Raw genomic sequence first — 25,880 nt, 5'->3', positions numbered from 1 at the left:
GATCAATGTCGAAGAAATACCGGATCGCCGTGGTGGGCGCGGGCATGGGAGGCCTGCTCGCCGCGACCATGCTGCAGCGCGCGGGGCATGCCTGCACCGTCTACGAACAGGCGCCACGGCTCAACAAGGTGGGCGCCGGCATCAATATCGCGCCCAATTCCACCCGCATCTTCCGGGAACTCGGGCTCGAGCGGCAGATGCAGGCCGCGGGCATACGGCCCCGGCTCAAATTCAGCAGGGCCTGGAACACCGGCGAGCTGCTGTTCACCGTGCCGGTGCCCGAGATGCAAGAACGCTATGGCGCGCCTTTCCAGGCCTTCCATCGGGGCGCGTTGCAGGAGGTGCTGTACCGCACGCTGCCGGCCGGGACGGTGCAGTTCGGCCGCCGCCTGGCGCAGATGACCCAGCAGCCCGACGAGGTGCACCTGGATTTCGAGGATGGCGCCAGCGCGATGGCCGACATCGTGATCGGCGCCGACGGCGTGCATTCGCGCGTGCGCGAGATCCTGTTCGGCGTTGCGCCGGCGGACTACCACGGCCTGGTCGCCTATCGCGCGCTCATCAGGAATTCGCACCTGCGTCCCGCCGACAACACCAAGTGGTGGGCGCCGGACCGCTACGTGCTGGTCTACTACACCACCGAGGCGCGCGACGAGATCAACCTGGTCACGGGCAGCCCGCAGCCGTGGACCCACGGCGACTACCAGCCGCGGCCGGCGTCGGTGGACGACCTGCTGGCGACCTTCGGCGATTTCCACGAGGAAGTGCAGGAAGTCCTGAAAGCCGCCACCGAGATCACCTGCTGGCCCATGCTCGAGCGCGACCCGTTCTCGCCCTGGAGCAGTGGGCGCGCCGTGCTGCTGGGCGACGCCTGCCATCCGACCACGCCGCACATGGGGCAGGGCGCCGGCATGGCGTTCGAGGACGCGGTCGTGCTCGCGCGCTGCATAGACGAGTTTCCCGATCCCGGCGTCGCCTTCCAGCGCTACGAGTCGGCGCGCTATGCGCGTACCGCCCGGATCCAGCGCGATTCGCACGCCAACGAGTGGACCAAGAAAGACATGGATGCCGACTGGGTGTACGGCTACGACGCGATGACCGTCGCACTGGAGTGACGCGCGCGTCGTTGCCGGCCATTTCGATCAAGAACGCTTTCTTCTTCGTTCTGCGCATTGGGAGACACCATGCTTGCCCGCTTCATCAGGTTCATCGCGATCGCCGCCATGACGTGCCTTTCCGGTGCGGCGCTCGCGCAATACCCTTCGCATCCGGTGACCATCGTCGTTCCCTATGGCGCGGGCGGCCCGACGGATGCCGTGGCGCGCGTGCTCGCCGAAGGGCTTTCCAAGGCATGGGGGCAGCCGGTCGTCGTGGAGAACCGCGCGGGAGCCGGCGGGAACATCGGCAGCGACCGGGTCGCCCGGGCCCTGCCCGACGGCCACACGCTGCTGGTCATTCCGTCCGGCGTGATGGTGCTCAATCCGCTGCTGTTCAAGCAGATGCCGTTCGCGCCGCTGACGGATCTCGCGCCCATTTCGCAGCTGGGGTCGGGGCCCATCCTGATGTTCGTCTCGACCAAGGTGCCCGTGAACAGCGTCGCGGAATTCGTCGAGTACGCGCGCAAGAATCCCGGCAAACTCAATTTCACTTCGCCGGGCGTCGGGACCATCCCCCACCTGGCGGGGGAAATGCTCATGCAGCAGACCGGCATCAAGATGGTCCACGTGCCCTATCAGTCGGCGCCCCAGGCCACGCAAGCCGTGGTGGCGGGGGATGCGGAAGTGATCTTCGACGCCACGACCGCCTTGACCTATAGCGCCGCCGGCCGGCTCAAGCCGCTGATGGTGCTCGGCGACACGCGCTTTGCGCCGGCCGGCGATGTTCCCACCGCCGCCGAGGCCGGCTTGCCGCGGATGACCGTGGACGCCTGGTATGCGATCGTCGCGCCGGCGAAGACGCCGCCCGCCGTGCTGCAGAAAGTGCAGGCCGATGCCGCGACGATCGTGCGCAGCCAGGCGACGCGGGACCGGCTCTCCGGCATCGGCTTCATTCCGCTGGCGAACCGGCCGGAAGAGTTCGAGCGATCCGTCAAGGCCGAAGCCGGCATGTGGAAGAAGGTCTTCGACGCAGCAGGGATAACGCCGCAATGAACTCCTCCCAACCGTCCGGCAACATGCCCGATCACCGCATCGACCTGTTTCCCGAGATCGCGGCGCGCATCGCGCAGCGGCGCGGGCAGGCCGCCATCTATCCGCACTTCGTTCCGGCCCGTACCGCAATGGTGGTCGTGGACATGCAGAACTGCTGGCTCGAAGCGGGGCAGCCGGGCTATTCGCCGCACTGCCTGCCTCTCGTGCCGAGAATCAATGCCCTGGCCCAGGCGCTGCGGGGCGCCGGGGGAACGGTGTGCTGGGTGCAGATGAACGGATCGCGCGAAGTGTCCGCGGCCTGGCCCCGCTACCGGGACTTCTTCGCGCGCGAAGAAGTGTTCGATGCCTGGAGCGATGCGCTGACGCCGGGAAACCCGGGCTATGAGCTCTGGCATGGACTGGACGTCCAGCCGCAGGACATGCGCGCGGCGAAGTCCCGCTACTCGGCGTTCATCCAGGGGGCGTGCGATCTGCACGAGCGGCTGGCCGGCCGCGGCATCGACACCGTGCTGATAGCGGGCACGGCCACCAACGTCTGCTGCGAGGCCAGCGCGCGCGATGCGCAGATGCTGAACTACAAGGTCGCCATACTGGCCGACGGCTGCGCGACGCGCAGCGACGCCGAGCACAACGCCAGCCTTTCCAATCTGTTCGGCATGTTCGCCGACGTGGTCACCGTGGCCGAGGCCATCGGCAGGCTGCAGCCTCCGGATCGGACGACGGCCGATCCGCGGGGCGGTGCATGAACCGTCGTATCGCCATGGCAGCTTCTTTGGAGTGACCATCATGATGAGCAAGCCGATGTTTTCCCCCGGCGCCTTGCGCGCGTTGGTATCTGCGATCTGCTGCGCGGCGGCATGGGCCGGCGCGGGCATCGGGACGGACGCCGCCGCGCAGAGTCCCGAACACCCCATCCGCATCATCGTTCCCTTCCCGGCCGGCGCGACCCTGGACTACACCGCGCGCAAACTGGCGCCGCTGATCTCGCGCGAACTGAAGCAGCCGGTCTTCATCGAGAACCGCGCGGGCGCCGGCGGCAACGTCGGCGCGCAATACGTGCTGCGCGCGCCGGCCGACGGCCTGACGATGCTCTACACCGCGCCGGCGACGCTGGTCGTCAACAGGCTCCTGTATCCGAAGCTGGGTTTCGACCATACCTCCTTCGCTCCCGTCTCCCTGACCGCCACCAGTCCTTTCGTGCTGTTCGTGCCGGATTCGTTTCCCGCCCGCACGTTCCAGGAATACATCGCCTATGCGAAAAAGAATCCGGGCCGGGTGTCGTATGGCTCCATGGGCGTGGGCACGGCTTCGCACCTGCTGCTGGCCGCCTTGAACGCCGAGGCGGGCGTCGATATCCTGCACGTCCCTTTCCAGGGCTCGGCGCCGGCGTTGAGCGCCCTGCTGGGCACGCAGGTCGATTCGATGACGACCGGCCTGACCTCGACCATCGAGCACGTCAAGGCGGGCAAGCTGATCCCGCTGGCGGTGACCAGCAAGGAACGCGATCCGTCGCTGCCCGACGTTCCGCCCATGTCGGACTTCTATCCGGGCCTGGAACCCACCGGCAACTGGTTCGCCTTCCTCGCCCCGCCGAAGACGCCGGACGAGACGGTGCAGCGTTTCGCGCGGGCGGTCCGGCAAGCCTTGCAAGACAAGGACGTGCAGGCCGATTTCGCCCGGATCGACATCAAGCCCGTGGGCAGCACGCCGGCCGAGCTGCAGGCGGTCATGGCGAAAGAAGCGCGGGTGTGGGGCGGCGTCATCCGGACCAATAACATTGCCGTGGAGTAGCCAGACATGCCGGTAAGCGATACCCGATCGACAGCGATGTGGCGCGAGGTGCTCGAGCTGTCCGAGGTCGGTCCGGGACAGAACGTCCTGCTGCTCACCTCCGCCAATTCCAATCCCCTTTTGATCGATGCCGCCGGGCGCGCCGCCGCCGCGCTGGGCGCGACGGTGTCGCGGCTGGACATCGAGCCCAACTGGGACCTCTTCGAGGTCGGCTCCGATCCGACCGTGGTCAGCGGACAATCGCCGATCGACCGCAACCCCATGGCGCTGGCCGCCATGAAAGCCGCCGATCTGGTGGTGGACTTCGTTTTTCTGTTGTTCACGCCGGGACAGAAGGAGGTGCTCGCGTCCGGCACCCGCATCCTGCTGGCCTACGATGCGCCGGAAGTGCTGGCCCGCATCGTGCCGACCCGGGAAGACCGGCGCCGGGTGCTGGCCGCCAAGGCGGCCTATGCCGCCGGCTCCACGATGCGCGTCACGTCGCCGGCCGGCACGGATCTGCATGCCCGGATCGGCCAGTATCCGATCACGGCCGAATACGGCTTCGTCGACGAGCCCGGCCGGTGGGACCACTGGCCCAGCGGCTTCGTGGCGCGGCTGACCGACGACGAGACCGCGCACGGCCGCGTGGTGCTGGCGCCCGGCGACATCATCCTGCCGTTCAAGTCGTACGTGCAGACCGCCATCGCGCTGACCATCGAGGCCGGCTTCATCACCCGCATCGAAGGGGGACTCGACGCCGACTTCCTGCGGTCCTACCTGGACGGATTCCGCGACCCCAATGCGTACGGCGTGTCCCACCTCGGATGGGGCCTGCAGCCGCGCGCCCGCTGGACGTCGCTGGGCCTGTACGACAAGCATCCGACCATAGGCATGGAAGCCCGGGCGTTCTACGGCAACTTTCTTTTTTCCACCGGCCCGTCCGGGAAGCACAGGACGCCGGCACACCTGGATATTCCGATGCGGGGATGTTCGTTCTATGTCGACGGCGCGCCCATGGTCGTCGATGGCGACGTGATTCCCGAAGACCAGCGCGTCGCAGGCGCTACGGCGCAATAGGAGGAGTAGAGCATGAGCAGCGACCCGGCCTATCTGGAGATAGGCGAGCTGACGGCGGCTTTCGCGGCCGGCGCCCTGAGCCCGGTGGACGTGCTGGAGGCCCAGATCGCCCGCATCGAACACTTCAACGCGGACATCAATGCCTTCACGGCGCTGGACGTGGAGCGCGCGCGCGCCGCGGCGGGCGCCAGCGCGGCACGCTGGCGGACCGGACAGCCTTGCGGGCCGCTCGACGGCATCGTCTTCGCCGTCAAAGACAACATGATGGTCGCCGGCCATCCCTTCCGCAGGGGATCCCGCACGACGCCGGAAGCGCCGGTCGCCGAGACCTCGCCGGCGGTTGCCCGCTGCATGGAGGCCGGCGCGGTGTTCCTCGGGCTGACCACGATGCCGGAGTTCGGCGCCGGGCCCGTCACGATCAGCCCGCTGACGGGTATTACCCGCAATCCCTGGGACACGCGGATGCAGCCGGGCGGGTCCAGCGGCGGCGCCGCCGCGGCCGTCTGCGCCGGTTTCTGCACGTTCGCCATCGGTTCCGACGCGGGCGGCTCCATCCGCATTCCCGCCGCGTTGACCGGCGTGGTCGGCATGAAGGCGACCGGCAGCCGCGTTCCGATCTATCCGCCCAGCGCGGCCGGCGGCCTGGCCTGCATCGGCCCCCTCGCCCGCTCGGCGGCCGATGCGGCGCTGCTGATGAACGTCATCTGCCAGCCCGACGCGCGCGACGCCTCGGCTTTGCCGGGCGACGGCGTCGATTACGTCGCGGCGCTGTCGGGAGGGCTGGAGGGCCTGCGGATAGGCTGGACCACCGATCTCGGGTTCGCGCCCAGGGTGCATCCGGAGATCGCCGCCCGCATCGCGGCCATCGCGACAGAGGTGCTGCCCGGCCTGGGCGCGGCCGAGGTCGCCCCGGCCCATCCGGGCTACCCCGACCCGATAGACCCCTACCTGGTCCTGCTGAAAGCCGGCTACCAGCATGCGCTGCGGACGCTGCCCGCGGACAAGCGCGGGCTCCTGGGGCCCGCCTTGCAGGAGATCCTCGACGAGACGCCGCACGTCTCGCTCGCCGAATACCTGTCGGCTCACGAGGCCTGCCAGGCGCTGGGCCGCCGCTCGCTGGCGTTCGCGCGGGACTACGACCTGCTGGTCACGCCGACGGTCGCCGCGCCGGCCTTCCCGGCCGAGCGCTCCTATCCCGAGGACTACGAGCCCTATGCCAATCGGCGCGCGTGGACCCCGTTCGCGTCCTTGTTCAACCTGACCCAGCAGCCGGCCATCAGCATTCCGGCAGGCCTGACCCGCGACGGACTTCCGATCGGACTGCACATCGTCGGCCAGCGCGGCCGGGACGCCCTCGTCCTGCGCGCCGCGCATGCGGTGCAGCGCGGGCTGGGCGCTATCCCGCGTCCGCCATTGCGCGTTCCTGCGGCGTGACGCCCGACCCCATGCCCTTGCTCCACGACTTCGGCCGCTTCGCCCATTCTTTCAGGAAATCCAGGAACACCTGCACGCGCAGCGGCAGGTTCTTGCGCGAAGAGTAAATCGCATAGACGTCCAGTCCGGACGGCTCGTAGTCGGGCAGCACGACCCGCAGATCGCCGCGTTCGATTTCCTCGGCGATCATGTAGTAGGGATGCATCGAGATTCCCATGCCCGCGAGCGCGGCCTCTTTGAGCGCGTCGCCGAAGTCCGAGCGCAGCGGCCCTTGCACTCTTACCGAGACCGGGCCGTCGGGTCCGGTGAAGTTCCAGTTCGCGGTGGGGGCCTTGTTCCAGTTGACCAGGCATTTGCAGCGCTGCAGGTCGCGCGGATGCCGGATGGGCGCTTCCTTTTCCAGGTAGGCGGGCGAGGCTATCAAGGCCTGGGGCGCTTCGGCCAGCGGGATGGCGATGAAGCTGGCATCCTTGAGCACCGGCACGATGATGATGCCCACGTCGAGCCCTTGTTCGACGAAGGTTTCCTGCTTGCGCACGGTCAGCAGGCTCAGGGCGATCTGCACGTCGGGGTAGCGCTCGTGGAACTCGCCGATGACGGGCAGCAGGCGCTGCGTGCCGAAGGCAGGGGGCACGCCCACGCGCACGACGCCCGCCACGTCGCGCGACAGGTCGTGCACCGATTCGCGCAGATCGTCGAAGCGCTGCAGCAGTTCGGTGCCGTTTTCCAGGACTTGCAGGCCGGCCGGCGTCAGGCCGAGCTGCTTGGTGGTGCGGTTGAGCAGTTTGACGCCCAGCGATCGTTCCAGCCAGGCCACTTGCTTGGTGCAGGTGGCGCGCGAGACGCCGAAGTGCGTGGCGGCGCCGGCAAAGCTATTGCGCCGGGCCACTTCCAGGAACATGCGCAGGCAACTGAGCTGATCCACGGCGTCTCCTTGCAGGTTTCTGTTTAGGAAATTTCAAATTTAGCACCGCCTTCTTGCTGGGTGGGTCGGCGGCACGAATAATGCGGGCAAGCATTGTTTCGCATCCATGTACAAGGCACAGCCTTGGTCTCGCAAGCGGCCAAGTACACAGCCTGGAAATACCGGAGACCCGCATGGCCAAGTTCTTCCCGCTTTCCACCCGCCCAGCCGCGGGCACGCCCGTCCGCCTGCGCCGCCGCCTCGGTGTGGCCGCGCTGGCGTTGGCCGCCGCGGCCCCCTGGGCCGGCGCCCAGGCGCAAGGGTTCCCCACGCATCCGCTGCGCCTGGTGGTGGCCTATGCCCCGGGCGGCGCGACCGACATCGTCGGACGCATGTTCGCTCAGGAAATGTCCGAGAGCCTCGGCCAGACCGTGGTGCTGGAGAATCGCGCCGGCGGCGGCACCCTGGTCGGCACGGAGTCGGTGAAACGTTCCCCCGCCGACGGCTATACGCTGCTGTTCGGCACCAATGCCTTCGTGATCACGCCGCTGCTGCACGACACCAAGACCTAAGATCCCGTGGCGGATTTCCAGCCCGTCGGCCAGGCCACCGTGCAGTCGCTGGGCATCCTGGTGACGCCGGGCCTGAAGCTGCGCACGGTCAAAGATTTCATCGCCTATGCCAAGGCCAATCCCGGCAAGGTGAACTTCGCGTCCTCGGGCAACGGTTCGGCCCAGCATCTGGCCGGCGAGGCGTTCGCCAAGGCTGCCGGATTGAAGATGGTGCACGTGCCCTACAAGGGGACGGGGCCAGCCATGGCCGACCTCCTGGCGGGGCGCGTGGACGTGATGTTCAGCTCCCTGGTCGGCAACATGGAGCACGTGGCCGACGGCCGGCTGGTGCTGATTGCCACGACGGGGCTGAAGCGCTCGCCCGCCACGCCGCAGGTGCCGACGGTGGACGAGTCGGGCCTGAAGGGTTTCGAGGCGCAGACCTGGCAGGCCGTCGTGGCGCCGGCGGGTACGCCGCCCGCCGTGGTCGAGCGCTTGAACGCGGCGCTGCTCAAGGCCGGCCAATCGCCCAAGATCATCGAGACGCTGGCTGCCCAGGGCATGGAGGTCAAGACGTCGACGCCGGCCGAACTGCGCGAGCTGCTGGCGCGCGAGACCGCCCAATACACGTCCATCCTGCAGCAGGCGAAGAACACGCTGCAGTAAACCGCATGCCGCGCCGTCCTCCCGGACGGGACGCGGCATGCCGCTCCAGCGCAAGGCCGGCCGCGGCCGGCAGCAAGTCCTACTTCAGCGGAAAGCCCAGCGCATGCAGCGCCTCGGTCAGCCGATCGCGTCCCTTCATGGCGGCGGGACCGCGCACGCGGTGCACCGAATGGGTGTCCCAGGTGCCCTGGGTCTTCATGCCTTGCTCGCCATAGAACGCGGACATGGTGGCGTTGTAGGCCTGCACCGCGGGTTCGCCGGCTGCGGCGTCGTAGGTTTCCCGATGCAGCACGGCGGTTTGCGGCAGGCGCGGCTTGACCGAGGCGGGACGCTCCGGATCCGGATAGCCGACGCACATGCCGAATGCCGCAAAGACGCGTGGAGGCAGGCCCAGTTCGGCGGCCACCGCTTCGGGCTGGTCGCGGATGCCGCCGATGTAGACGATGCCCAGGCCCATGGCCTCGGCGGCGACCGCGGCGTTCTGCGCTGCCAGGGCCGCGTCGATCACGCCCACGGTGTACATCTCCAGATAATCCAGGCTGTCGCGCGCGAGTTCGCGCCGCGCGCCGATTTCGTCCAGCCGCGCCAGGTCGGCCAGCCAGACCAGGAACAGCGGGCATTCGCGCACATGGCGCTGGTCGCCGACGAGTTCGGCCAGGCGCGCCTTGCGCCCGGCGTCCTCGACGGCGACCACGCTCCAGGCCTGCAGGGTGGAAGAGGACGATGCCGATTGGGCCGCGGCCACCATCGATGCGGCGGTGTCGGCGGGCAGCGCGCGCGGCGCGTAGGCGCGCACGGAGCGGTGTTGCAGCAGCCCTTCCAGCGTGGGCGTGATGGCCTGCGGCACGGCGGCGGCGCTGCCGTAGCGCCCGGCCCAGAGTTCGGCGATGCGTTGGGAGTCGGGGGAAGTCATGAAGTTCGGACGTGAGAAAGAAGCAATGAGGCCAGACGATACGCGCAATCGAATAGGGAGAAAAACCGGTCAGCCGCCGAATATCCGCCGTGCGCTTTTCTTGGCGATCAGCCATTGGCCGTCGCCGCTGCGGCGCAGGTGTTCTTCATGGGCCGAGATCGACAAGGGCGCGGGAAGCGGCGCAGGACCGGCGGCCGCGGCGGGCAGATCGACGCGGTAGACCAGCGTCATGAAGCGCGCGATGGCGTCGCCCGGCCCTTGCACGTCGACGACGAGATTCTGCACCAGATGGGCGGTGGTGCGGCCGATCGGGCGGTCGGCCAGGGCGGCGCGCACCTGTTCCGGACCGCGCAGTTCGCGGCCTTGGCGAGGCCAGTAGCCGTCGCCCGTCATGCAGGCCGCCACGGTGTCGAAGTCCGAGGCGTCCAGCGCGGCATAGAACCGGTGGATGGTCTGCTGGCAGCCGATGACGGCGGCCGCGTTATCGAAGTCATGCATCGCGTTGTCCTTGGACGAAGGTATTGCGCAGCGTGCCCAGCCCGGTGATCTCGATCTCCACGACGTCGCCCGCATGCAGGTCGGGGGATTGCCCGTCGGTGCCCATCCAGACCACGTCGCCGGGGTAGAGCGTCAGATAGCGGCTCATGGCGCACAGGAACGCCGGGACATCGAAGATCATGGCGGCGGTGGGGAAATCGATGGCGGTCCGGCCATTGACGCGCACTTGCGTGCGTGCGCCGGCAGGATCGAAATCGGTCTCTATCCACGGCCCCATGGGCTTGAAGGTGTCGGAATTCTTGGCGCGCCACAGCGTGCGGTCGGAACGCTGCCAGTTGCGCTCGCTGACGTCGTTGCCGATGGTGTAGCCCAGCACGCAATCGAGCGCGTTGGCGGGCGTCAGATGGCGGGCCTGCCTGCCGATCACGACGACCAGTTCCCCTTCGTAGTGGATGGTGCGGGCATCCGGCGGGATCACGACGTCATGGCCGTGGGGCACCAGCGCATTGTTGGCGCGGTAGCCGATGTCCGCCTGTTCGGGAAGCCGGGGCTCCTGGCCGCGCTTGCGCGCCGCCTCGATGGCGTGCTCGGCATAGTTCAGCCCGGCGCAATAAAAAGTGCGGGGGATCACCGGGACCTCCAGCCGCACCGCGCCGAGCGTGGTCCAGTCCTCCGTCGCCGCGTAGCCTTCGAACGGCGAACCCGTCACGCGGCGGATCCGCTCGCCTTCGAGCTGGCCGTAGTGCGTGCCCGCGCCGTCCGTATATCTCACCCAACGCATATTCTTCTACTCGCCAAGATCGCTCCCGTGCAGGGAGCGGGTTTACGGTTGCAACAGGTTCGCGTCGATATCCTCGACCCGGGCGACGCCGCATAGCTTCATCGCGCGCACCAGTTCCTCGGTCAATATCTGCAAGGCGCGTTCCGCGCCGGCATCGCCGCCCGCGACCGCGCCATAGAGCGTGGCCCGCCCGACCAGCACGCCTTGCGCGCCCAGCGCGCGCGCCTTGACGATGTCCACGCCGCGGCGCACGCCGCCGTCCAGCCAGACCGGGATGCGCCCGGCCACGGCCCGCACGACGCCTGGCAGCGCATCCAGCGTGGCGCTGGCGCCGTCGAGCTGGCGGCCGCCGTGGTTGGAGACCACCACCGCGTCCGCGCCCAGGCGCACCAGCCGGTCGGCATCGTCGCCGCGCAGCACCCCCTTGACGATGAGCTTGCGCGGCCAGCGATCGCGCACCTGGGCCAGGCGGTCCCAATCGAACGAGGGATCGTAGTTGCGGCCCACCGCCGAAGCGACGCCGCGGACCGTCGTGACGTCGCGCTGCAGGCCGACCAGGTTCTGGTTCACGGGCATGCCGTGGCGCAGCAGGGCGAGCGCCCAGCGCGGGTGCAGGGCGACGTCGGCGAAGCAGCGCGGCGTGATCTTGAACGGCGTGCGAAAACCGTTGCGCACGTCGCGCTCGCGCTTGCCGCCCACCGGCAGGTCCACGGTGATGACCAGCGCCTCGTAGTCGGCGGCGCGGGCACGCTCGATCAGCTTGTGGAAGAAATCCCGGTTCTTCAGCACGTAGGCCTGGAACCACAGCCGGCCCGGCGCCTCGCGCGCGATCTCTTCGATGGATGCGGTGGCACTGGTGGACAGGGTGTAGGGAATGCCGTGGCGTGCCGCGGCCTTGGCAATGGCCAGGTCGCCGCCCTGGCGGCCGTAGCCCACGCCGCCGGTGGGCGCGATCGCCAGCGGGTAGTCCGCCGGCGCGCCCAGGATCGTGCAGGCCGTGGAAACCTCGGCCACGTCCACCAGCACGTGCGGCAGCAGCCGCACGCGTTCGAAGGCCTGGCGGTTGGCCGATAGGGTCAGTTCGCTTTCGGAGCCGCCATCGAAGAAGTCGAATACGAATCTCGGCAGGCGCCGGCGCGCGGCCAGGCGCAGCTCGTCGATGGACTGGGCGCGCGCGATGGCGTGCTGGAAGAGGCCCATTGCGTTCAGGCCCGCGCGGCGTCGCGCGCCTGCCGCAGCGGCTGCGGCAGGAAGGCGGGATCGAAGATGCGGTCGGCCAGCACCTGGCAGCGCTTGATCAGCCGGTGCTCGTGCGGCAGGTAGTCCGGCCAGGCGTTGTGCAGCGTGCCGATGTGGTCCCACATCAATACGTCGTGCTCGGCCCATTCATGGGTGTACTGATACTTGGGCTGCAACTGGTGGGCGAACAGGAATTCCAGTATTTCGTCGCTGTCGGCCGGTTCGAGTTCGTTGATGCGCAGCGCATAGCCCGGATTGCAGTACAGCACCTTGCGGCCGGTGATCGGGTGGGTCAGGAAAACCGGGTGCACCGACGGCGGACGCTTGGCGCGCTGCTCGGGCGACAGCGGCGGACGTTCGCTGCCGGGCCGGGCGCGCATGTTCTCCCAGAACTTGTTGAAGTCGTGCAGCGCGGTGGCGTGGGCGAGCCTGAGTTTGATCTCCGCGGGCAGGTCTTCATAGGCCGCGTGCATATTGGCGAAGCTGGTCGAGCCCAGCGCCCGCCCGTCGCGGCGCGGCACTTTGAGCGCATGCAGCACGTTCACGAAGCCGACCGTCCGGTTGTAGGACATGTCGGTATGCCAGTCCTGGCCCGCGTCGGCGATGCCTATGGCTTTGCCGTTCTCGACGATATTGGAAAGAATACTGACTTCCGGCAGGCCGGGTTCGTTGAAGCTCGACACCGTGCGCTGCAGGCCGCCGAACCGGCTGGAGAAGGCTTTCAACTGAGCCGGCGCGATGGCCTGGCCGGGAATCTTCAGCACGCCGTGCGCGCCCAGCGCGCCCAGCAGAGCCGCGAAGTCTTCCTCGGAGAGCGGCCGGGAGAGATCCAGTCCGTGCACCGTGGCGCCGAGTATGCGGCCGGTGGGTACGATTTCCATCATGGCAATGCGGTCCTTGCTGAACGATGCCGCCATGGTAGGCATCCCCGGCCGGTTTGGGCACCAGCCAGGCGCAAACTTGTTATTTCTTCTCAGGAAACAAAGCGGCGCTGGACCGCGCCGCCATGTGCCATCGCGCGCCAAGCCGCCCAGCCGTGCGCTGGGCGGCGGGACCGGCCGCTACTTGCCGTCGGACAGCGCGAACACTTCCAGGTTGACCAGGTTGGACACCGAGCGGCTGGCCCGGCCGTCGCCCGGCACGACCAGGCGCGCCATGCCGTTGATGTCGAGCAGTTGGTCATTGACGGCATAGGCCACCAGGCTGTTGCCGCCGCCGAAGGCCGGGTCGATCTCGGCCATCGAAATCAGGGCCTGGTAGCCGTCGCTGCCGGTGGCGAGCACGTACATGCCCAGGGTCGGGTTCTTCGCGCCGGGGGCGGTCTTCAGGCCGGCGACGTCGTTGAGCAGGTACCAGAGGTCCACGCCCTTGTATTCGTTGCCGGCCCCCTGGGTGCGCGTGACCGCGGGTTCGGCCTGCAGCGCGGCCAGGTCGAGGGTGAGCGGCTGCTGCACCTGGCCCGAGATGGTGAAGGTGGGCGACAGGCCGCCGCCGATGCCGGTCTGCTTGGAAACCGGCGACTTGAGTTCGACGCTGGTGGCCATCGACGCGTAGCGGCCGCCCTTGACGTCTCCCGGCGAGGTGACGCGGAAGGGGCCGTCGGTATCGGAAAGCGGACCGGACTTGCCGTCGCGCGTTTCGGCATAGGCGACGATGCTGGCGCGATTGCCCATGTCCGGCTTGAGCTCGCCGGCCGAGAACACGACCCGATAGCCGTCGGACGAACCGACCACGATGTACTTGCGCAATACGTCGTTCTTGTAGGCGGGGTCGGTCTTGATGCCGGCGTCCTCCAGCAGCGACCACAGGTTCGCGCCGGTGTAGGTGCGCGTCTGCGAGCCGTTGCCGCTGGTGTAGGTGACCGTCTGCGTGACGGCCGTGCGCGTTTTCAGGTCGTCGACGGTAAAGGAGGCGGCGTGCTCGAGATCGCCGCCCAGCGAGATGCTGGGAGCCGTCTCGTTCTCGTGGATGGCGCCGTCGCCGCCACAGGCGGTCAGCACGGCGGCCAGCAGGGCGGCGGTGCCGAACTTGGCCAGCATGGAGTAGTTCATTCTCTTCCCTTTTTCGAGTTTCGTTATGCATGGAAGTATATGACGAAGGCTGCTCCTGGGAAAACATGCGGCCGGACGCGATATTCTTCCCGCTTGCCACGGCCGGGGACCGCCGCCCGCGCCACGGGCCGTTTCCAAGGAGTTTTCACGCATGTCTTTCCTGCCGCCCGAGCTGTTCTTTCCCGACCTGGCCGAACGCGCCGTCCAGTACAACGCGCGCGCCTCGGTGCCCGACTTCGACGCCTGCGTGCGCGAATACGCCGACCTGGCGCGGGCCGCGCGCGAGCGCTGCGCGGCGGTGTGCGACATCCAGTACGGCATGGGAGCGGCCGAGCGGCTCGACCTGTTCCTGCCCGCCGCGGCCGCGCGGCCGGCGCCGGTGTTCGTTTTCATCCACGGCGGCTACTGGCGTTCCCAGACCAAGGAAGACGCGCCCGTCATGGCGCCCGTATTCAACGCCGCCGGGGTGGCGGTGGCGCCGGTGGAATACACGCTGCTGCCCGAGGCCACGCTGGCCGAAGCGGTGCGCGAAGTGCGCAGCGCGGTGGCGTGGATCTACCACCATGCCGCGCAATACGGCCTGGACCGCGAGCGCATCTACGTGGGCGGCAGTTCGGCGGGCGGCCACCTGGCCGGCATGCTCGCCGCCCAGGACTGGCAGGACAAGTACCGTTTGCCGGCCGACGCGATCAAGGGCGTGCTGGCCATGAGCGGCCTGTTCGACTTGCGGCCGCTGTGCGGGATCAACGTCAACGAATGGCTGCGGCTGCACGAAGAGCAGGCGCAGCGCCTGAGCCCACTGTTCCTGGCGCCTCGCCCCTCGCTAGGCATGATCGTCTCGGTGGGCGGCCTGGAAACCGAAGGCTTCAAGCGCCAGACCGCCGCCTACGAAGCCATGTGCCGCGCGGCCGGGCTCGCCGTGCGGCGCGTCGAGGCCGGGCACTGCAACCACTTCGACCTGTTGTGCGAACTGGCCAAGGCCGACAGCGCGCTGGCGCGGGCCACGCTGGAGATGATCGGGGGGTGCGGGGGGCCGACCCGCATGTCGGGACGGCATTGCCGCCTCTGTCCTCCGAATGAGGGTTAGCCCTCTGGGATGATTCCAGTCAGCATTCCGACATGCTCTTTTCCTGCCGTGCAATATTGCCGGCCAACCTGAATCTCCTCAAACCCCGGTTGCCGTCCTGATTTACCGATCCTGCGCCGCCCCGATCCGCCGGACCCCCGGCCCCACCACCGGCATCCGGTTGCCCGGATGGCGCGGGTCCGGTCCCCAGATCGCCTGGTAGGTGTCGATGCACCAGCCGCGCCGCTGCAGCCAGGCGAACGCGGCGAGCCAGGCCAGCGTCCACAGCGCGATGAAGACCGCCATCCAGCGGGGCGCGTTGACGTGGACCAGGCCGGTGGCGATGGCGGCCATGGCCACCGCCATCGCCAGATAGCCGCAGGATTTGTGCGCGCGTTCGAACAGGAACCTGCGCGGCGTCATGTCGTAGTGGTCGCCGCGTTCGTCGGGCGTGCCGCCGCCCTTGGAGCCGCGCAGCATGCCGCCGAGCGCCTGCACCGCCGCCAGGGCGCAGACCAGCCAGGCCAGCAGGCGATGCGCGCGTGCCCAGCCCGCGGCGGATCCGGCGTCCTGCCAGACCAGCGCCACTGCGGCCAGCGTCAGCGCGATGCCGCCCAGTTGCAGGGCCAGGTGCGCGCGCCACCACCATTTGTTGTCCAGCACGGCGGGCCAGGGCTGGCGCGGCGTGATCTTGAAGAAGCGGGCGGCGAGCACGCCCAGCGGAATCATGACCGCCCACGCCAGCACCATCGCGCGGGCGTGCCAGGCCTGGGCCGGATCGATGCGGTGCGGCCTGCCGGCCTCCAGGGGCAGCCACAGCCAGGCCAGCACGTCGTGGCGCCGCCATAGCAGCCACGCCGCCAGCACGGCCAGCGCCGCCGCTGCGCCGGCCAGCACGCGGGCCGGCGGCAGCAGCGGGCCGCGGCCCAGGCGGTTCCGGCAGGGGAGCGGTTCAGTCGTCATTGAGCAGCTTGACCTCTTCCCCCGGTATGGGCGTATAGCTGCTGCCGCCGCGCTTGAGGATGGCCTCCGTGCCGCCATGCCGGGCGATCATCTCGGCCTGGTCGCGCTTGGCCTGGCGGTCCACCGCCTCGGGGTCGCACAGCGTGCGCAGGTGCGCCTCGAACCCGTCCAGCAGGGGGCGGCTTTCCGGGCGGCCCGCCAGGTCGTCCAGTTCTTCCGGATCCCGCTCGAGGTCGAACAGTTCGGGCGCATAGCCGGTGTAGTGGATGTATTTGTGGCGGCCGCGCCTGAGCATGTAGGCCGCGCTGACCGAGCCGGCGGCATGGTATTCGCTGAGGATGGTGCGGTGGGCGTCGTCCGGCTCGCGCGCGATGTCGAACAGCGAGCGTCCGGCCAGGCCGGCCGGCGTCTCCAGGCCGGCGGTCTGCATCACGGTGGGATAACAGTCGAGGTGGGAGACCGGCGTGCGCACCTTCTTGCCCGCCGGCAGGCCGGGCCCGGCGGCGAGCATGGGGATGCCGGCGGATTCCTCGTACATGGTGGATTTGCCCCATAGCGAGCGCGAGCCGAGATTGTCGCCATGGTCCGACAGGAAGATCACGCGCGTGTTGCCGGCGAGTCCGCTGGTTTCGAGCGCGTGCAGGATGCGTCCCACGTTGTGGTCCAGGAAGGAGCACAGCCCGAAGTACGAGGCGATGGCGATGCGCCGCTGCGCATCGCTCTCGAAGTGCGAGTCGAAGCGGTAGCAGTCGTTCCAGGCCTGGATCCACGGATGCAGCGGGCCGGCGGCGCGCTTGGGAAGCGGGATGGCGGCCGGGTCGTACATCGCATAGAACTCGGGCGGGGCGATCAGCGGCGAATGCGGGGCGATGAACGAGGAGAACAGCACCCAGGGCCTGTCCTGCGCGCGGCCGCCCTGCTCGTGCAGCCAGGCGACCGTCCTGTCGGTGATGTCGCGGTCGTAGCGCGTATAGCTGCTTTCGCCGGGGCCGATGCTCTTGGCCAGGTCGGCGGACTGGTGGCGGATGGGCAAGGGGTCGCGCACCAGGCCGTACAGGTCGCCCACGCCGGCCTCGATGTGCATGGGAATGATCTGCTCGGTGAAGCCGCCGTCGATGTCGTCGCCGGTGTAGTGCAGCTTGCCGATCGAGACGGCCCGGCGGCCGGCGTCGCGCAGCTCGTGCGCCCAGCTGCGCACGCGCCCGTCGTAGGCGATGGCGTTGTCCCAATAGCCGGTCTCGTACACCGGCCGGCCGGTGGCGAACGCGGCGCGCGCCGGTACGCAGATGGGCGAACTGGAATAGGCGGCCTCGAACGAGGTCGCGCGCGCGGCCAGCTTGTCGAGGTTGGGGGTCTTGACCATCGGATGGCCGTTGTAGCCGAGCACTTTCTTGTTGTGCTCGTCGTCCATGATGATCAGCAGGTTCATCGGTTCCATGGTTGGTCTCTCATCGGGCGATCACTGGGACTTGATGCCGCTGCTTTCGACGATCTGCGTCCAGCGCGCGGTCTCGGCGGCCACTTTCTGCGCCAGTTGTTCGCCGCTGCCGCCGGCGGGCATCGCGCCCAGCGATTCGAATTGCTTCCTGACTTCGGCAGACTGCAGCACCTTGTTGACGGCGGCCTCCAGCTTGGCGCGCACCGGCGCGGGCAGGCCGGCCGGCGCGAACAGCGCGTGCCAGTTGTCCACTTCCAGGCCGGGCAGGCCGGCTTCGGGCGCCGAAGGGACGTCCGGGAATTGCGGGAAGCGCGTGCCGGCGGTGACGAACAGCGGGGTGACGCGCTTGGCCTGCACCAGGCCGATGGCGGCGGCGATGCCGGCGAAGCCGATCTGGGTCTCGCCGCCGGCCACGGCGGTCAGCGCCGCGCCGCCGCTCTTGTAGGGCACGTGCAGCATGGTCGCATGCATTTCCTTGCCCAGCAGCACCCCGGCCAGGTGCTGCGGACCGCCCACCCCCGGAGAGGAGTAGCTGAACGATGCGGCGGCGGCTGGATCCTTCAGTTTGGCGCGCAATTGGTCGATGCTGGCGATGCCGGTGGCGGGCGAGGCCACCAGCACCAGCGGCACCGAAGCCACCATGCTGATGGGGGTGAAGCTGGTGGTGGGCTTGTACTTGATGGGATAGAAAGAGGGCGCCAGCGCGATGTTGGACACGGTGCCCATCAAGAGGGTGTAGCCGTCGGGCTGGGCGCCCGCCACGGCCGCCGCGCCTATCGTGCCGGTGGCGCCGGCGCGGTTCTCGACGATGACGGCCTGGCCCAGCAGCGTGCCCAGGTCCTTGCCGAGGACGCGCGCCAGCACGTCGGGAGCGCTTCCGGCTTCCGAGCCGACGATGATGCGTACGGGCTGGCTGGGAAATGCGTCGTCGGCGTGGGCGGGCAGTCCGCAGAGCATGCCCGACAGGACGAGCGCGGCGTGGCGAAGAAAATGGCGTTGCATGGTTGTCTCCTGGTGTTCCCGGGTAGTCGGGGGACGGATGTTCAGCTTTGCAGGTACGCGGTCTTGACGGTGGTATAGAACTCGGCGGCGTGGCGGCCCTGTTCGCGCGGCCCGTACGACGACGCCTTGGTGCCGCCGAACGGCACGTGGTAGTCGACGCCGGCGGTCGGCAGGTTGACCATCACCATGCCGGCCTGCGCGTGCAGGCGGAAATGCGTGGCGTGCTTGAGCGAGGTGGTGCAGATGCCCGCGGCCAGGCCGAACTCGGTATCGTTGGCCAGGTGCAGCGCATGGTCGTAGTCCCGCGCGCGCAGCACGCTGGCCACGGGGCCAAAGATCTCCTGCCGGTTCACCGCCATTTCGGGCGTGGTCTGCGCCACCAGGGCCGGCAGCTGGAAGTAGCCTTCGGTGTCGCGCGCCACGGCTTCGCCGCCCCAGATGGCGCCGGCGCCTTCGGCGCGGGCCGTTTCCAGGTGCGCCAGGTTGCCGGCGAGCTGGCGCGCATCCACCACCGGTCCGATGTCGATGCCGGCCCGCAGCGCATGGCCGATCTTCAAGCCTTCCAGGCGGGCGCGCAGCGCGTCGACGAAGCGGTCGTGCACGCCGTCGGTCACGATCAATTTGCTCGATGCCGTGCAGCGCTGGCCGGTCGAGAAGTAGGCGCCTTGCGCGGCCACTTCCACGGCCTGGGCGAGATTGGCGTCGTCCAGCACGACCAGCGGGTTCTTGCCGCCCATCTCGCATTGGACCTTGGCGCCGCGCGCGGCCGCCGCGGCGATGATGCGGCGGCCCGTGGCCACCGATCCCGTGAAGCTGATCGCCCGCACGTCGGGATGCTCCACCAGGGTCTGGCCCACTTCCGAACCGGGGCCCATGACGAGGTTGAACGCGCCTTTGGGCAGCGCCGTGCGCGACAGGATTTCGGCCAGATGCCAGGCGCTGCCGGGCACCAGGTCGGCGGGCTTGAAGACCACGCAATTGCCATAGGCGAGTGCCGGGGCGATCTTCCAGGCCGGAATGGCGATCGGGAAATTCCACGGCGTGATCAGCCCGACCACGCCGACCGGCTGGCGGAACACTTCCACGCCCACGCCGGGCCGGACCGAAGGCAGCAGGTCTCCCGGCGTGCGCAGCGCCTCGCCCGCGAAGAACTTGAAGATCATCCCGGCGCGCGCGACCTCGCCGATGGCTTCGGGCAAGGTCTTGCCCTCCTCGCGGGCCAGCAGTTCGCCCAGCTCCTGCCGGCGCGCCAGCAGCTCGGCGCCGACCGCATCGAGCACGTCGAAGCGCTGTTGCGGCGTGGACGCGGCCCAGGCCGGCGATGCCTGCGCGGCCGCGGCGATGGCCTGGCGCGCCAGCGCCGCGTCGGCCTGGGCGTAGAGGCCGACGATGTCCGAGGTGTCGGAGGGGTTGACGTTGGGCGCCTCGGCGCAGCCGGCGACCCATTCGCCGCCTATGTAGTGATGATGGCGGGTCATGGCGCTAGAGTCCCTCCGCCTGGGCCAGGCCGGCGTCCGGCTGGTAGCGCACGGTGTTGCGCAGCGGACGGCCGAACCCTTGCAGCGAGATTTCGAAGCGGTCGCCGTCGCGGGTCTGGACCTGGTCCGCGAAGCTGAGCGTGGCGGTGCCGAAGAAATGCACGTGCGCGTCGCCGGGCCGGCGGAACTGCGCGTACTTGAAGTGGTGATGCTCCAGGTTGGCCAGCGTGTGGCTCATGTTCGCCTCTCCCGTGGCGAAGGGCTGTTCCCACAGGGTGTCTTCCGCGCGCACGATGCGGCTGGTGCCCTGCAGGTCGGCGGGCGCCTCGCCCAGCAGCAGTTCGGGGCCGAATGCGCACGGGCGCAGCTTGGAATGCGCCAGCCACAGATAGTTGAAGCGCTCGGTCACGTGGTCCGAGAACTCGTTGCCGATGGCAAACCCGATGCGGCGCGGCCGCCCCTGGGGATCGATCACGTACACGCCGGCCAGCTCGGGCTCTTCGCCGGCGTCCTGCGCGAAGCCCGGCACCGGGAAGTCGGCCTCGGGCGCGACCACGATGCCGCCGTCGCCCTTGTAGAACCACTCGGGCTGCACGCCGGCGGCGCCCGCCGCGGGCTTGCCGCCTTCCACGCCGAGCTTGAACATCTTCATCGAATCGGACGGCGCCGGATCTTGCGCGATCTTGGCATGCATGGCGTTGCGCGAGGCGGCGCTGCCCAAGTGGGTCAGGCCGGTGCCGGATACCAGCAGGTGGGCGGGGTCCGGATGGGTCAGCGGCGGCAGCAGGCGCCGCTCGTCCACCAGCGCCTGGTAGTCCACGCGCGTGCCCGTGGCCCGGCGTTCGATCAAGGCCGGCAGCGCGGCGTTCTCCGCGATCGCCTGCAGCGCGAGGCCGTAGACGCCGTCGTCGGCGGCCACGAGTTCGACCTGGTCGTGGTCGATCACCCGGCCGACGCAGGTCCGGCCATCCTGTTTGAATTGAATGATGCGCATGTCGTTACTCGATGATCTGGAATTGATCGAGGTAGTCGGTGTTCAGCGTCAGCCCTAAGCCGGGCACGTCGTCATCGAGCTGCAGGAAGCCGTCCTGAGCCTGGGGTTCGCCCTTGAACACGTAGTAGAAAAGTTCGTTGCCGACTTCCACGTCGAACTGCGGGAAGTATTCGCTCATGGGCGAGGCCAGCGTGCTCATGGTCAGGTGGTAGTTGTGCATCTGGCCGGCATGCGGGATCACGGGAATCGAGTGCGCTTCGCACAGCGCATTGATCTTGTGCGCGGCGGTGATGCCGCCCACGCGGTTGGTGTCGTACTGCACGACCGAGACGGCCCGCTTGTCCAGCAGCTGCCGGAAGCCGTGCAGCGTGAACTCGTGCTCGCCGCCCGAGATGGGAATGCTGCTCAGGCGCGACAGTTCCGCATAGCCGTCGACGTCGTCGGCGATCACCGGTTCTTCCAGCCAGCGCGGCTCGAATTTCTCCAGCTTGGGCAGCATGCGGCGGGCATAGTCCAGGTCCCAGCCCATGTAGCACTCGAGCATGAGATCGTTCTCGTAGCCGATCACCTCGCGGACGGCCTCGACCGATTTCAGGTTCTCGGCCACGCCGCGCGTGCCGTGGCTGGGGCCGTAGCCGAAGCGCATCTTGAAGGCCGTGAAGCCCTGCTTGAGAAACTTGGCGGCTTCTTCCTGCATGGCGGCCAGGTCGCCCCGGTAGAGCTTGGAGTAGTAGCAGGGAATGCGTTCCTTGGTGCGGCCGCCCAGCAGCTTGAACACGGGCTTGTTCGCCGACTTGCCCAGGATGTCCCAGATGGCGATGTCGATGGCCGAGATCGCGGCCATGGCGACGCCCTTGCGGCCCCAGGCCAGGGTGGAGCGGTACATGCGCTGCCAGAGGTATTCGTAGTCCCACGGGTCCTGGCCGATCACCAGCGGCGCCAGGTACTGGTCGATGATGGCCTTGGCGATGCGCGGCGCCAGCGCGACGTTGCCCAGCCCGACGATGCCGTCGTCGGTTTCCACTTCTACCACGGTCCAGCCGTGGAAACGGAAGGTGTGCATGGAATCGCCCCGGTCGTAGAGGGCATCCATGGCGTTGGAGCAGAAGTTGGCCTGGGGCGGGACGGTCTTGCCCTGCCATTCGAAAACGCGGGCGCGTACGGAACGGATTTTCATGGTGTGGTCTCGGTGGTTAGCGTGCGGGGGCGGCCGGGCGGCGCTGGCTCAGCCCCATGCGGCAGGCGATGGAAAAGGCGTTGGCCATCGCGTTGACGTCGGCGCGGCCCTGGCCGGCGATGTCGTAGGCGGTGCCGTGCGCCGGCGTGGTGATGGGGATGGGCATGCCGCCCTGCACGGTCACGCCCTTGGAGAAGCCCATCAGCTTGATGGCGATCTGTCCCTGGTCGTGATACATGGTGACGATGGCGTCGAGCTGCCCGTCGCGCGCCTTCAGGAAGATGGTGTCGGCCGGGTAGGGGCCTTCGACGGTCAGGCCTTCCTCGGCCAGTTCGCGCACGGCCGGCCCGATGATCTCGACCTCTTCGCGGCCGCAGGTGCCGCCGTCGCCGCCGTGCGGGTTGAGCGCCGCCACCGCCACGCGCGGCGCCGCCACGCCGCTGGCCAGCAGCGAGCGGTGGATCAGGCGCGTGGCTTCCTTGATGCGCTGCTTGTCGATGTACAGCGGGATGTCCTTGATCGGTATGTGCGAGGAAATGCGCGAGGTCCACAGCGTGCCCAGCGTGTTGAACTCGCAGAAGTAGCCGGTCACGCCCAGGTACTCGGCGAAGTGGTGCAGTTCGTCCTCGTGGCGCAGGCCGCCCAGCTTCATCGCGTGCTTGTTGAGCGGGGCGAAGCAGATCGCGTCGATCTCGCCGGCCGTGGCCGCGCTCATGCAGCGGTCCAGCACCGCCAGCACCGAGCGGCCGCCGGCGGCCTCGGCTCGGCCTACCGTGACGGCCGATTCGGCGACGGTATCGACGGCCAGCATGGCCGGCACGCCGGTGTCCGCGCGCTCGCGGACTTCCGCGAAGCCGGATACCGGGCGGGTGGCGCTGCGCAGGCCGGCCACGCGCTGCCCGGCCTCCCATAGCCAGGGATCGCCGACCAGCACGACGTTGGCCGCGCGGGTGGTTTCGGGCCGCGCGAGCAGCCGGGCGATGAGTTCGGGGCCGATGCCGGCGGGATCGCCAAGGGTGAGGGCGACCACGGGAAGTGCGGAAGTGTCCATGTCGTTGTCGAAGCGTTGGGCCGGCGCTGCCGCCGGCAGGGTCATGAGGAGGAAGGCGCGGCTCAGGCGTGCACGATGCGCGAGACGTCGGGCTCGCGCTGCGTGGCGATGTAGCGGTCGAAGCGGAGGGTCTCCAGGTTCAGCACGCCTACGCGGTCGTCGTCCTGCGAGACGTAGGCGATGGGCCGGGTCGGGTGCACCGACAGCGCGATGGCCCGGGCGTCCATCTTCACGTAGCCGGTCTCTTCCAGCGTAACGGGGTCCACGACGGAGATGCTGCGGTCGCCGTAATTGGTGACGAGCAGGCGGCGGCCGATGCGGTAGATGCGCGTAGCGTCGTCGCGCGACGGACGCGTTTCGCGCACCGTCATCGTGGCGGTGTCGATGGCTGAGAGCGTATTGCTCCAGCGATTGCTGACGTAGAGCGTGCGTTCGTCCTCGCTCAGGCAGCAGCCTTCGGGCTTGAGCCCGGGGTGGCAGGCCTGCGGCTGGTGCAGCGGCTCCCACGGCCTGAGCCGGGTGACGGTGTGGCTGAGCAGGTTCATGCTGAACGCGGTCTGCCCGTCCGCCGCGAGCGCGAACAGGTGGCTCTTGATGCCGCCCGAGGGCACGGCGCGCCGCGGCGCGTTGTCGCTGGCCGGGTCCTCCAGCACGAGCAGCGTGCTTTTCTCCTCGCTCAGCGCATAGAGCCGGCCGGCGCGGTCCATCTGCATGCCGTGGATGCGGTTGAACGGGTACAGGTCTATGGACCGTACCAGTTTGGCCGCAGCAATATCGATTTGCAGGATGGCGGAACCCCCCGGGCCGACGTGGCCGGAAGTTTCCACGCCGTAGTGGCCGACGTAGGCATAGCGCTCGGCGGCGTCGACCACGAACTCGTGGGGGAAATCGGGCAGCGGCAGGGTGCGCAGGCGCTCGCCCGATTCAGGGTCGTACCAGCTGATGCAGTGGGAACACTTTTCGACCAGCAGCAGGATTTCTTGGCTCATGGCGTTGCTCTCAGGAATTGCCTCGGGTATTTAGCGGGATGCGGTACAGCGAGGTGCTCGCGCAGATGTAGAGCTGGTCGCGCGCCGCCCCGCCGAAGGCGAGGTTGCCGACCTTCTCGGGGACGGGGATGCGGGCCAGCCGCGTGCCGTCGGGGTGGTAGACCTGTACGCTGTCTTCGCTGCTGGTGTAGATCCAGCCGCGTTCGTCCACGCGCAGGCCGTCGGCCAGGCCCGGCTCCACCACGGCGAACACGCGGGGACGAGCCAGCGTGCGGCCGGACACCACGTCGAAGGCGACGATGTGGTGATGGCCGCCGCCGTCGCTGCGCAGCGCCGCCGACGTGTCGGTCACGTACAGGATGTCTTCGCCGGGCGAGAAGGCCAGGCCGTTGGGCTCTTCGGGGAAGTCGCTGACGACGTCGAGGGAGCCGTCGCGCGGGTCGAAGCGGAACACGTAGTTGGCGCGCAGTTCCGATGGCGCGCGGTGTCCCTCGCGGTCGGACAGGATGCCGTAGGGCGGGTCGGTGAACCAGATGGTGCCGTCGCGCTTGACGACCAGGTCGTTGGGCGAGTTCAGCCGGCGGCCCTGGTAGCGGTCGACCAGCACTTCGTCGGGCAGCGCGCGGCCCTGCGCATCGAAGCGGGTGCGCACGATCGCGCGCAAGCCGTGCGAACAATGCAGCAGCGCGCCGTCGGCCGCGCAGGCATGGCCGTTGGTGAACTCGGCCCGCTCGCGCCAGACCCGGCCGCCTTCGCGCTCGCTCCATGCCAGCATGCGGTTGTTGGGAATGTCGCTCCAGACCAGGGTCTCGGCGTGGGCGAGCCAGGCCGGCCCTTCGCTCCATGCCGCGCCGGTATGGAGCCGCTCCAGGCGGGCGCCGGCGGCGAACAGTCCTTCGGCGCGCGGATCGAGGATGACGGGAGGCGAGGGGTTCATGGCGCGTCCATTTCCTGGAGCGTGGTGCGGTGGACTTGTTCGAGGTGCTGCTGCATGGCGGCGACCGCGGCCTCGGGGTCGCTGCTCTTGAGCGCGGCGACGATGGCGCGGTGGTCGGCCACGCTATGGGAAATCGCGCCCGGCCGGCGCAGGGCGTTGCGGCGGTGTTCCAGCGCGTAGCCGTAGAAGTCGAACACCACGTCGGCCAGCAGGGCGTTGCCGCAGGCGCGGTACAGGACTTCGTGGAACTCCTGGTCCGATATCTGGAAGCGAACCGGGTCGTCCATCATTGCGGCCTGGTCGGCCAGCAGGTCGTCCAGGCGGTTCAGTTGCGCAGGCGTGATGCGGCGCGCCGCCAGCCGGATGACCTGCAGCTCCACGGCGGCGCGGGCCTCGGCCACCTCTTCCACCGAACGCTCGCCCAGGTCGCGCAGGATGCTGACCGAATCGTGCACGCCTACCGAGCCGGGTCCCAGCACGCGCGTACGCGCGCCCTGGCTGACTTCCAGCATGCGCCAGGCCTGCAGCATGCTGATGGCGGCGCGCACGGTTTCGCGCGATACGCCCAGCGTGGTGGCTAGTTCGCGCTCGGACGGCAGTTCGTCGCCGGGGCGCAGCAGGCCGGAATGGATCATGTAGGCGAGCTTGTCGCTGATCTGGTCGCGTACGGTCCGGCGGGTGATGTTGGGGCTGTCGCCGGGGATGCGAGAGATGATTTGCATGCTTGAAATTCCCATCGCTACGAGGC

General features: G+C 68.7%; 24 protein-coding genes and 1 pseudogene. 8 read left to right on the top strand and 17 right to left on the bottom strand.

Annotation, left to right across the window (positions count from 1 at the left end):
* Positions 1–5 precede the first annotated feature (5 nt).
* The 6 genes from PIGHUM_RS01570 to PIGHUM_RS01545 all read left to right on the top strand — a co-directional run bounded on the left by PIGHUM_RS01570 (position 6) and on the right by PIGHUM_RS01545 (position 6,434).
* Positions 6–1,115, top strand: coding sequence for an FAD-dependent oxidoreductase (locus PIGHUM_RS01570; protein WP_124077487.1), 1,110 nt, complete (start codon positions 6–8; stop codon positions 1,113–1,115).
* A 69-nt stretch (positions 1,116–1,184) separates the two neighbouring features.
* Positions 1,185–2,150: a Bug family tripartite tricarboxylate transporter substrate binding protein gene (locus PIGHUM_RS01565; protein ID WP_124077486.1), complete on the top strand. Its 966-nt coding sequence runs from the start codon at positions 1,185–1,187 to the stop codon at positions 2,148–2,150.
* The gene (locus tag PIGHUM_RS01560; RefSeq protein ID WP_124077485.1) at positions 2,147–2,896 is read left to right on the top strand and encodes an isochorismatase family protein; all 750 of its coding nucleotides are present in this window, start codon (positions 2,147–2,149) and stop codon (positions 2,894–2,896) included. The genes PIGHUM_RS01565 and PIGHUM_RS01560 overlap by 4 nt, the downstream gene beginning before the upstream one ends.
* A 40-nt stretch (positions 2,897–2,936) precedes the next feature.
* Positions 2,937–3,941 carry a Bug family tripartite tricarboxylate transporter substrate binding protein gene (locus tag PIGHUM_RS01555; RefSeq protein WP_124077484.1) on the top strand — a complete coding sequence of 335 codons (1,005 nt, stop codon included), beginning with the start codon at positions 2,937–2,939 and terminating at the stop codon, positions 3,939–3,941.
* Positions 3,942–3,947: 6 nt separating this feature from the next.
* Positions 3,948–5,000 (top strand): 2,5-dihydroxypyridine 5,6-dioxygenase NicX family protein, encoded by a 1,053-nt coding sequence (locus PIGHUM_RS01550; RefSeq protein WP_124077483.1) that lies wholly within the window; start codon positions 3,948–3,950, stop codon positions 4,998–5,000.
* A 12-nt stretch (positions 5,001–5,012) separates the two neighbouring features.
* Positions 5,013–6,434 (top strand): amidase family protein, encoded by a 1,422-nt coding sequence (locus PIGHUM_RS01545; protein ID WP_124077482.1) that lies wholly within the window; start codon positions 5,013–5,015, stop codon positions 6,432–6,434.
* Here the strand turns inward: PIGHUM_RS01545 and PIGHUM_RS01540 are convergent.
* The gene (locus tag PIGHUM_RS01540; RefSeq protein ID WP_124077481.1) at positions 6,397–7,359 is read right to left on the bottom strand and encodes a LysR family transcriptional regulator; all 963 of its coding nucleotides are present in this window, start codon (positions 7,357–7,359) and stop codon (positions 6,397–6,399) included. The genes PIGHUM_RS01545 and PIGHUM_RS01540 overlap by 38 nt on opposite strands.
* Positions 7,360–7,439: 80 nt before the next feature.
* On the opposite strand from PIGHUM_RS01540, the pseudogene PIGHUM_RS01530 reads away from it, so the two are divergent.
* Positions 7,440–8,555, top strand: a pseudogene (locus PIGHUM_RS01530) (Bug family tripartite tricarboxylate transporter substrate binding protein).
* A gap of 79 nt (positions 8,556–8,634) precedes the next feature.
* On the opposite strand, the gene PIGHUM_RS01525 reads toward PIGHUM_RS01530, so the two are convergent.
* The 6 genes from PIGHUM_RS01525 to PIGHUM_RS01500 all read right to left on the bottom strand — a co-directional run bounded on the left by PIGHUM_RS01525 (position 8,635) and on the right by PIGHUM_RS01500 (position 14,037).
* Positions 8,635–9,468 (bottom strand): nitroreductase family protein, encoded by an 834-nt coding sequence (locus PIGHUM_RS01525; protein ID WP_124077478.1) that lies wholly within the window; start codon positions 9,466–9,468, stop codon positions 8,635–8,637.
* A gap of 69 nt (positions 9,469–9,537) precedes the next feature.
* A complete protein-coding gene (locus PIGHUM_RS01520; RefSeq protein WP_160142097.1) occupies positions 9,538–9,966 on the bottom strand; it encodes a nuclear transport factor 2 family protein in 429 nt (142 codons plus the stop codon).
* Positions 9,959–10,747: a fumarylacetoacetate hydrolase family protein gene (locus PIGHUM_RS01515; RefSeq protein ID WP_124077476.1), complete on the bottom strand. Its 789-nt coding sequence runs from the start codon at positions 10,745–10,747 to the stop codon at positions 9,959–9,961. The genes PIGHUM_RS01520 and PIGHUM_RS01515 overlap by 8 nt, the downstream gene beginning before the upstream one ends.
* A gap of 42 nt (positions 10,748–10,789) precedes the next feature.
* The gene (locus PIGHUM_RS01510; protein WP_124077475.1) at positions 10,790–11,947 is read right to left on the bottom strand and encodes an alpha-hydroxy acid oxidase; all 1,158 of its coding nucleotides are present in this window, start codon (positions 11,945–11,947) and stop codon (positions 10,790–10,792) included.
* Positions 11,948–11,952: 5 nt separating this feature from the next.
* Positions 11,953–12,903, bottom strand: coding sequence for a TauD/TfdA dioxygenase family protein (locus PIGHUM_RS01505; RefSeq protein WP_246012858.1), 951 nt, complete (start codon positions 12,901–12,903; stop codon positions 11,953–11,955).
* A gap of 144 nt (positions 12,904–13,047) precedes the next feature.
* Positions 13,048–14,037, bottom strand: a complete 990-nt coding sequence (locus tag PIGHUM_RS01500; RefSeq protein WP_124077474.1) for a molybdopterin-binding protein — start codon at positions 14,035–14,037, stop codon at positions 13,048–13,050.
* Between the two features lie 151 nt (positions 14,038–14,188).
* Here PIGHUM_RS01500 and PIGHUM_RS01495 point away from each other — a divergent pair, with 151 nt between their 5' ends.
* On the top strand, positions 14,189–15,124 hold the full coding sequence (locus PIGHUM_RS01495; RefSeq protein ID WP_124077473.1) for an alpha/beta hydrolase: 936 nt from the start codon (positions 14,189–14,191) through the stop codon (positions 15,122–15,124).
* Between the two features lie 102 nt (positions 15,125–15,226).
* Here PIGHUM_RS01495 and PIGHUM_RS01490 read toward each other — a convergent pair whose 3' ends face one another.
* The 10 genes from PIGHUM_RS01490 to PIGHUM_RS01445 all read right to left on the bottom strand — a co-directional run bounded on the left by PIGHUM_RS01490 (position 15,227) and on the right by PIGHUM_RS01445 (position 25,854).
* A complete protein-coding gene (locus PIGHUM_RS01490) occupies positions 15,227–16,066 on the bottom strand; it encodes a cytochrome b561 domain-containing protein (RefSeq protein ID WP_246012857.1) in 840 nt (279 codons plus the stop codon).
* Positions 16,056–17,504 carry a sulfatase family protein gene (locus PIGHUM_RS01485; protein ID WP_124077472.1) on the bottom strand — a complete coding sequence of 483 codons (1,449 nt, stop codon included), beginning with the start codon at positions 17,502–17,504 and terminating at the stop codon, positions 16,056–16,058. Before PIGHUM_RS01485 ends, PIGHUM_RS01490 begins: the two co-directional genes overlap by 11 nt.
* Before the next feature lie 21 nt (positions 17,505–17,525).
* On the bottom strand, positions 17,526–18,506 hold the full coding sequence (locus PIGHUM_RS01480; protein WP_246012856.1) for a Bug family tripartite tricarboxylate transporter substrate binding protein: 981 nt from the start codon (positions 18,504–18,506) through the stop codon (positions 17,526–17,528).
* A 41-nt stretch (positions 18,507–18,547) separates the two neighbouring features.
* Positions 18,548–19,984 (bottom strand): aldehyde dehydrogenase family protein, encoded by a 1,437-nt coding sequence (locus PIGHUM_RS01475; RefSeq protein WP_124077471.1) that lies wholly within the window; start codon positions 19,982–19,984, stop codon positions 18,548–18,550.
* Between the two features lie 4 nt (positions 19,985–19,988).
* Positions 19,989–20,978 (bottom strand): AraD1 family protein, encoded by a 990-nt coding sequence (araD1, locus tag PIGHUM_RS01470; protein ID WP_124077470.1) that lies wholly within the window; start codon positions 20,976–20,978, stop codon positions 19,989–19,991.
* Between the two features lie 4 nt (positions 20,979–20,982).
* Positions 20,983–22,155: an L-rhamnonate dehydratase gene (locus PIGHUM_RS01465; protein ID WP_124077469.1), complete on the bottom strand. Its 1,173-nt coding sequence runs from the start codon at positions 22,153–22,155 to the stop codon at positions 20,983–20,985.
* Between the two features lie 16 nt (positions 22,156–22,171).
* A complete protein-coding gene (locus tag PIGHUM_RS01460; protein ID WP_124077468.1) occupies positions 22,172–23,206 on the bottom strand; it encodes a 4-hydroxythreonine-4-phosphate dehydrogenase PdxA in 1,035 nt (344 codons plus the stop codon).
* A gap of 62 nt (positions 23,207–23,268) precedes the next feature.
* Complete coding sequence (locus tag PIGHUM_RS01455) at positions 23,269–24,195, bottom strand: YncE family protein (RefSeq protein ID WP_124077467.1); 927 nt, start codon at positions 24,193–24,195, stop codon at positions 23,269–23,271.
* 10 nt (positions 24,196–24,205) lie between these two features.
* Positions 24,206–25,132, bottom strand: coding sequence for an SMP-30/gluconolactonase/LRE family protein (locus PIGHUM_RS01450; RefSeq protein ID WP_124077466.1), 927 nt, complete (start codon positions 25,130–25,132; stop codon positions 24,206–24,208).
* A complete protein-coding gene (locus PIGHUM_RS01445; protein WP_124077465.1) occupies positions 25,129–25,854 on the bottom strand; it encodes a FadR/GntR family transcriptional regulator in 726 nt (241 codons plus the stop codon). Before PIGHUM_RS01445 ends, PIGHUM_RS01450 begins: the two co-directional genes overlap by 4 nt.
* Positions 25,855–25,880 lie beyond the last annotated feature (26 nt).

This window comes from Pigmentiphaga humi, assembly GCF_900606115.1.
Taxonomy (GTDB): domain Bacteria; phylum Pseudomonadota; class Gammaproteobacteria; order Burkholderiales; family Burkholderiaceae_B; genus Pigmentiphaga; species Pigmentiphaga humi.
Note: the sequence above shows the minus strand (reverse complement) of the source record. Positions and strands in the feature narration are given on the sequence as shown.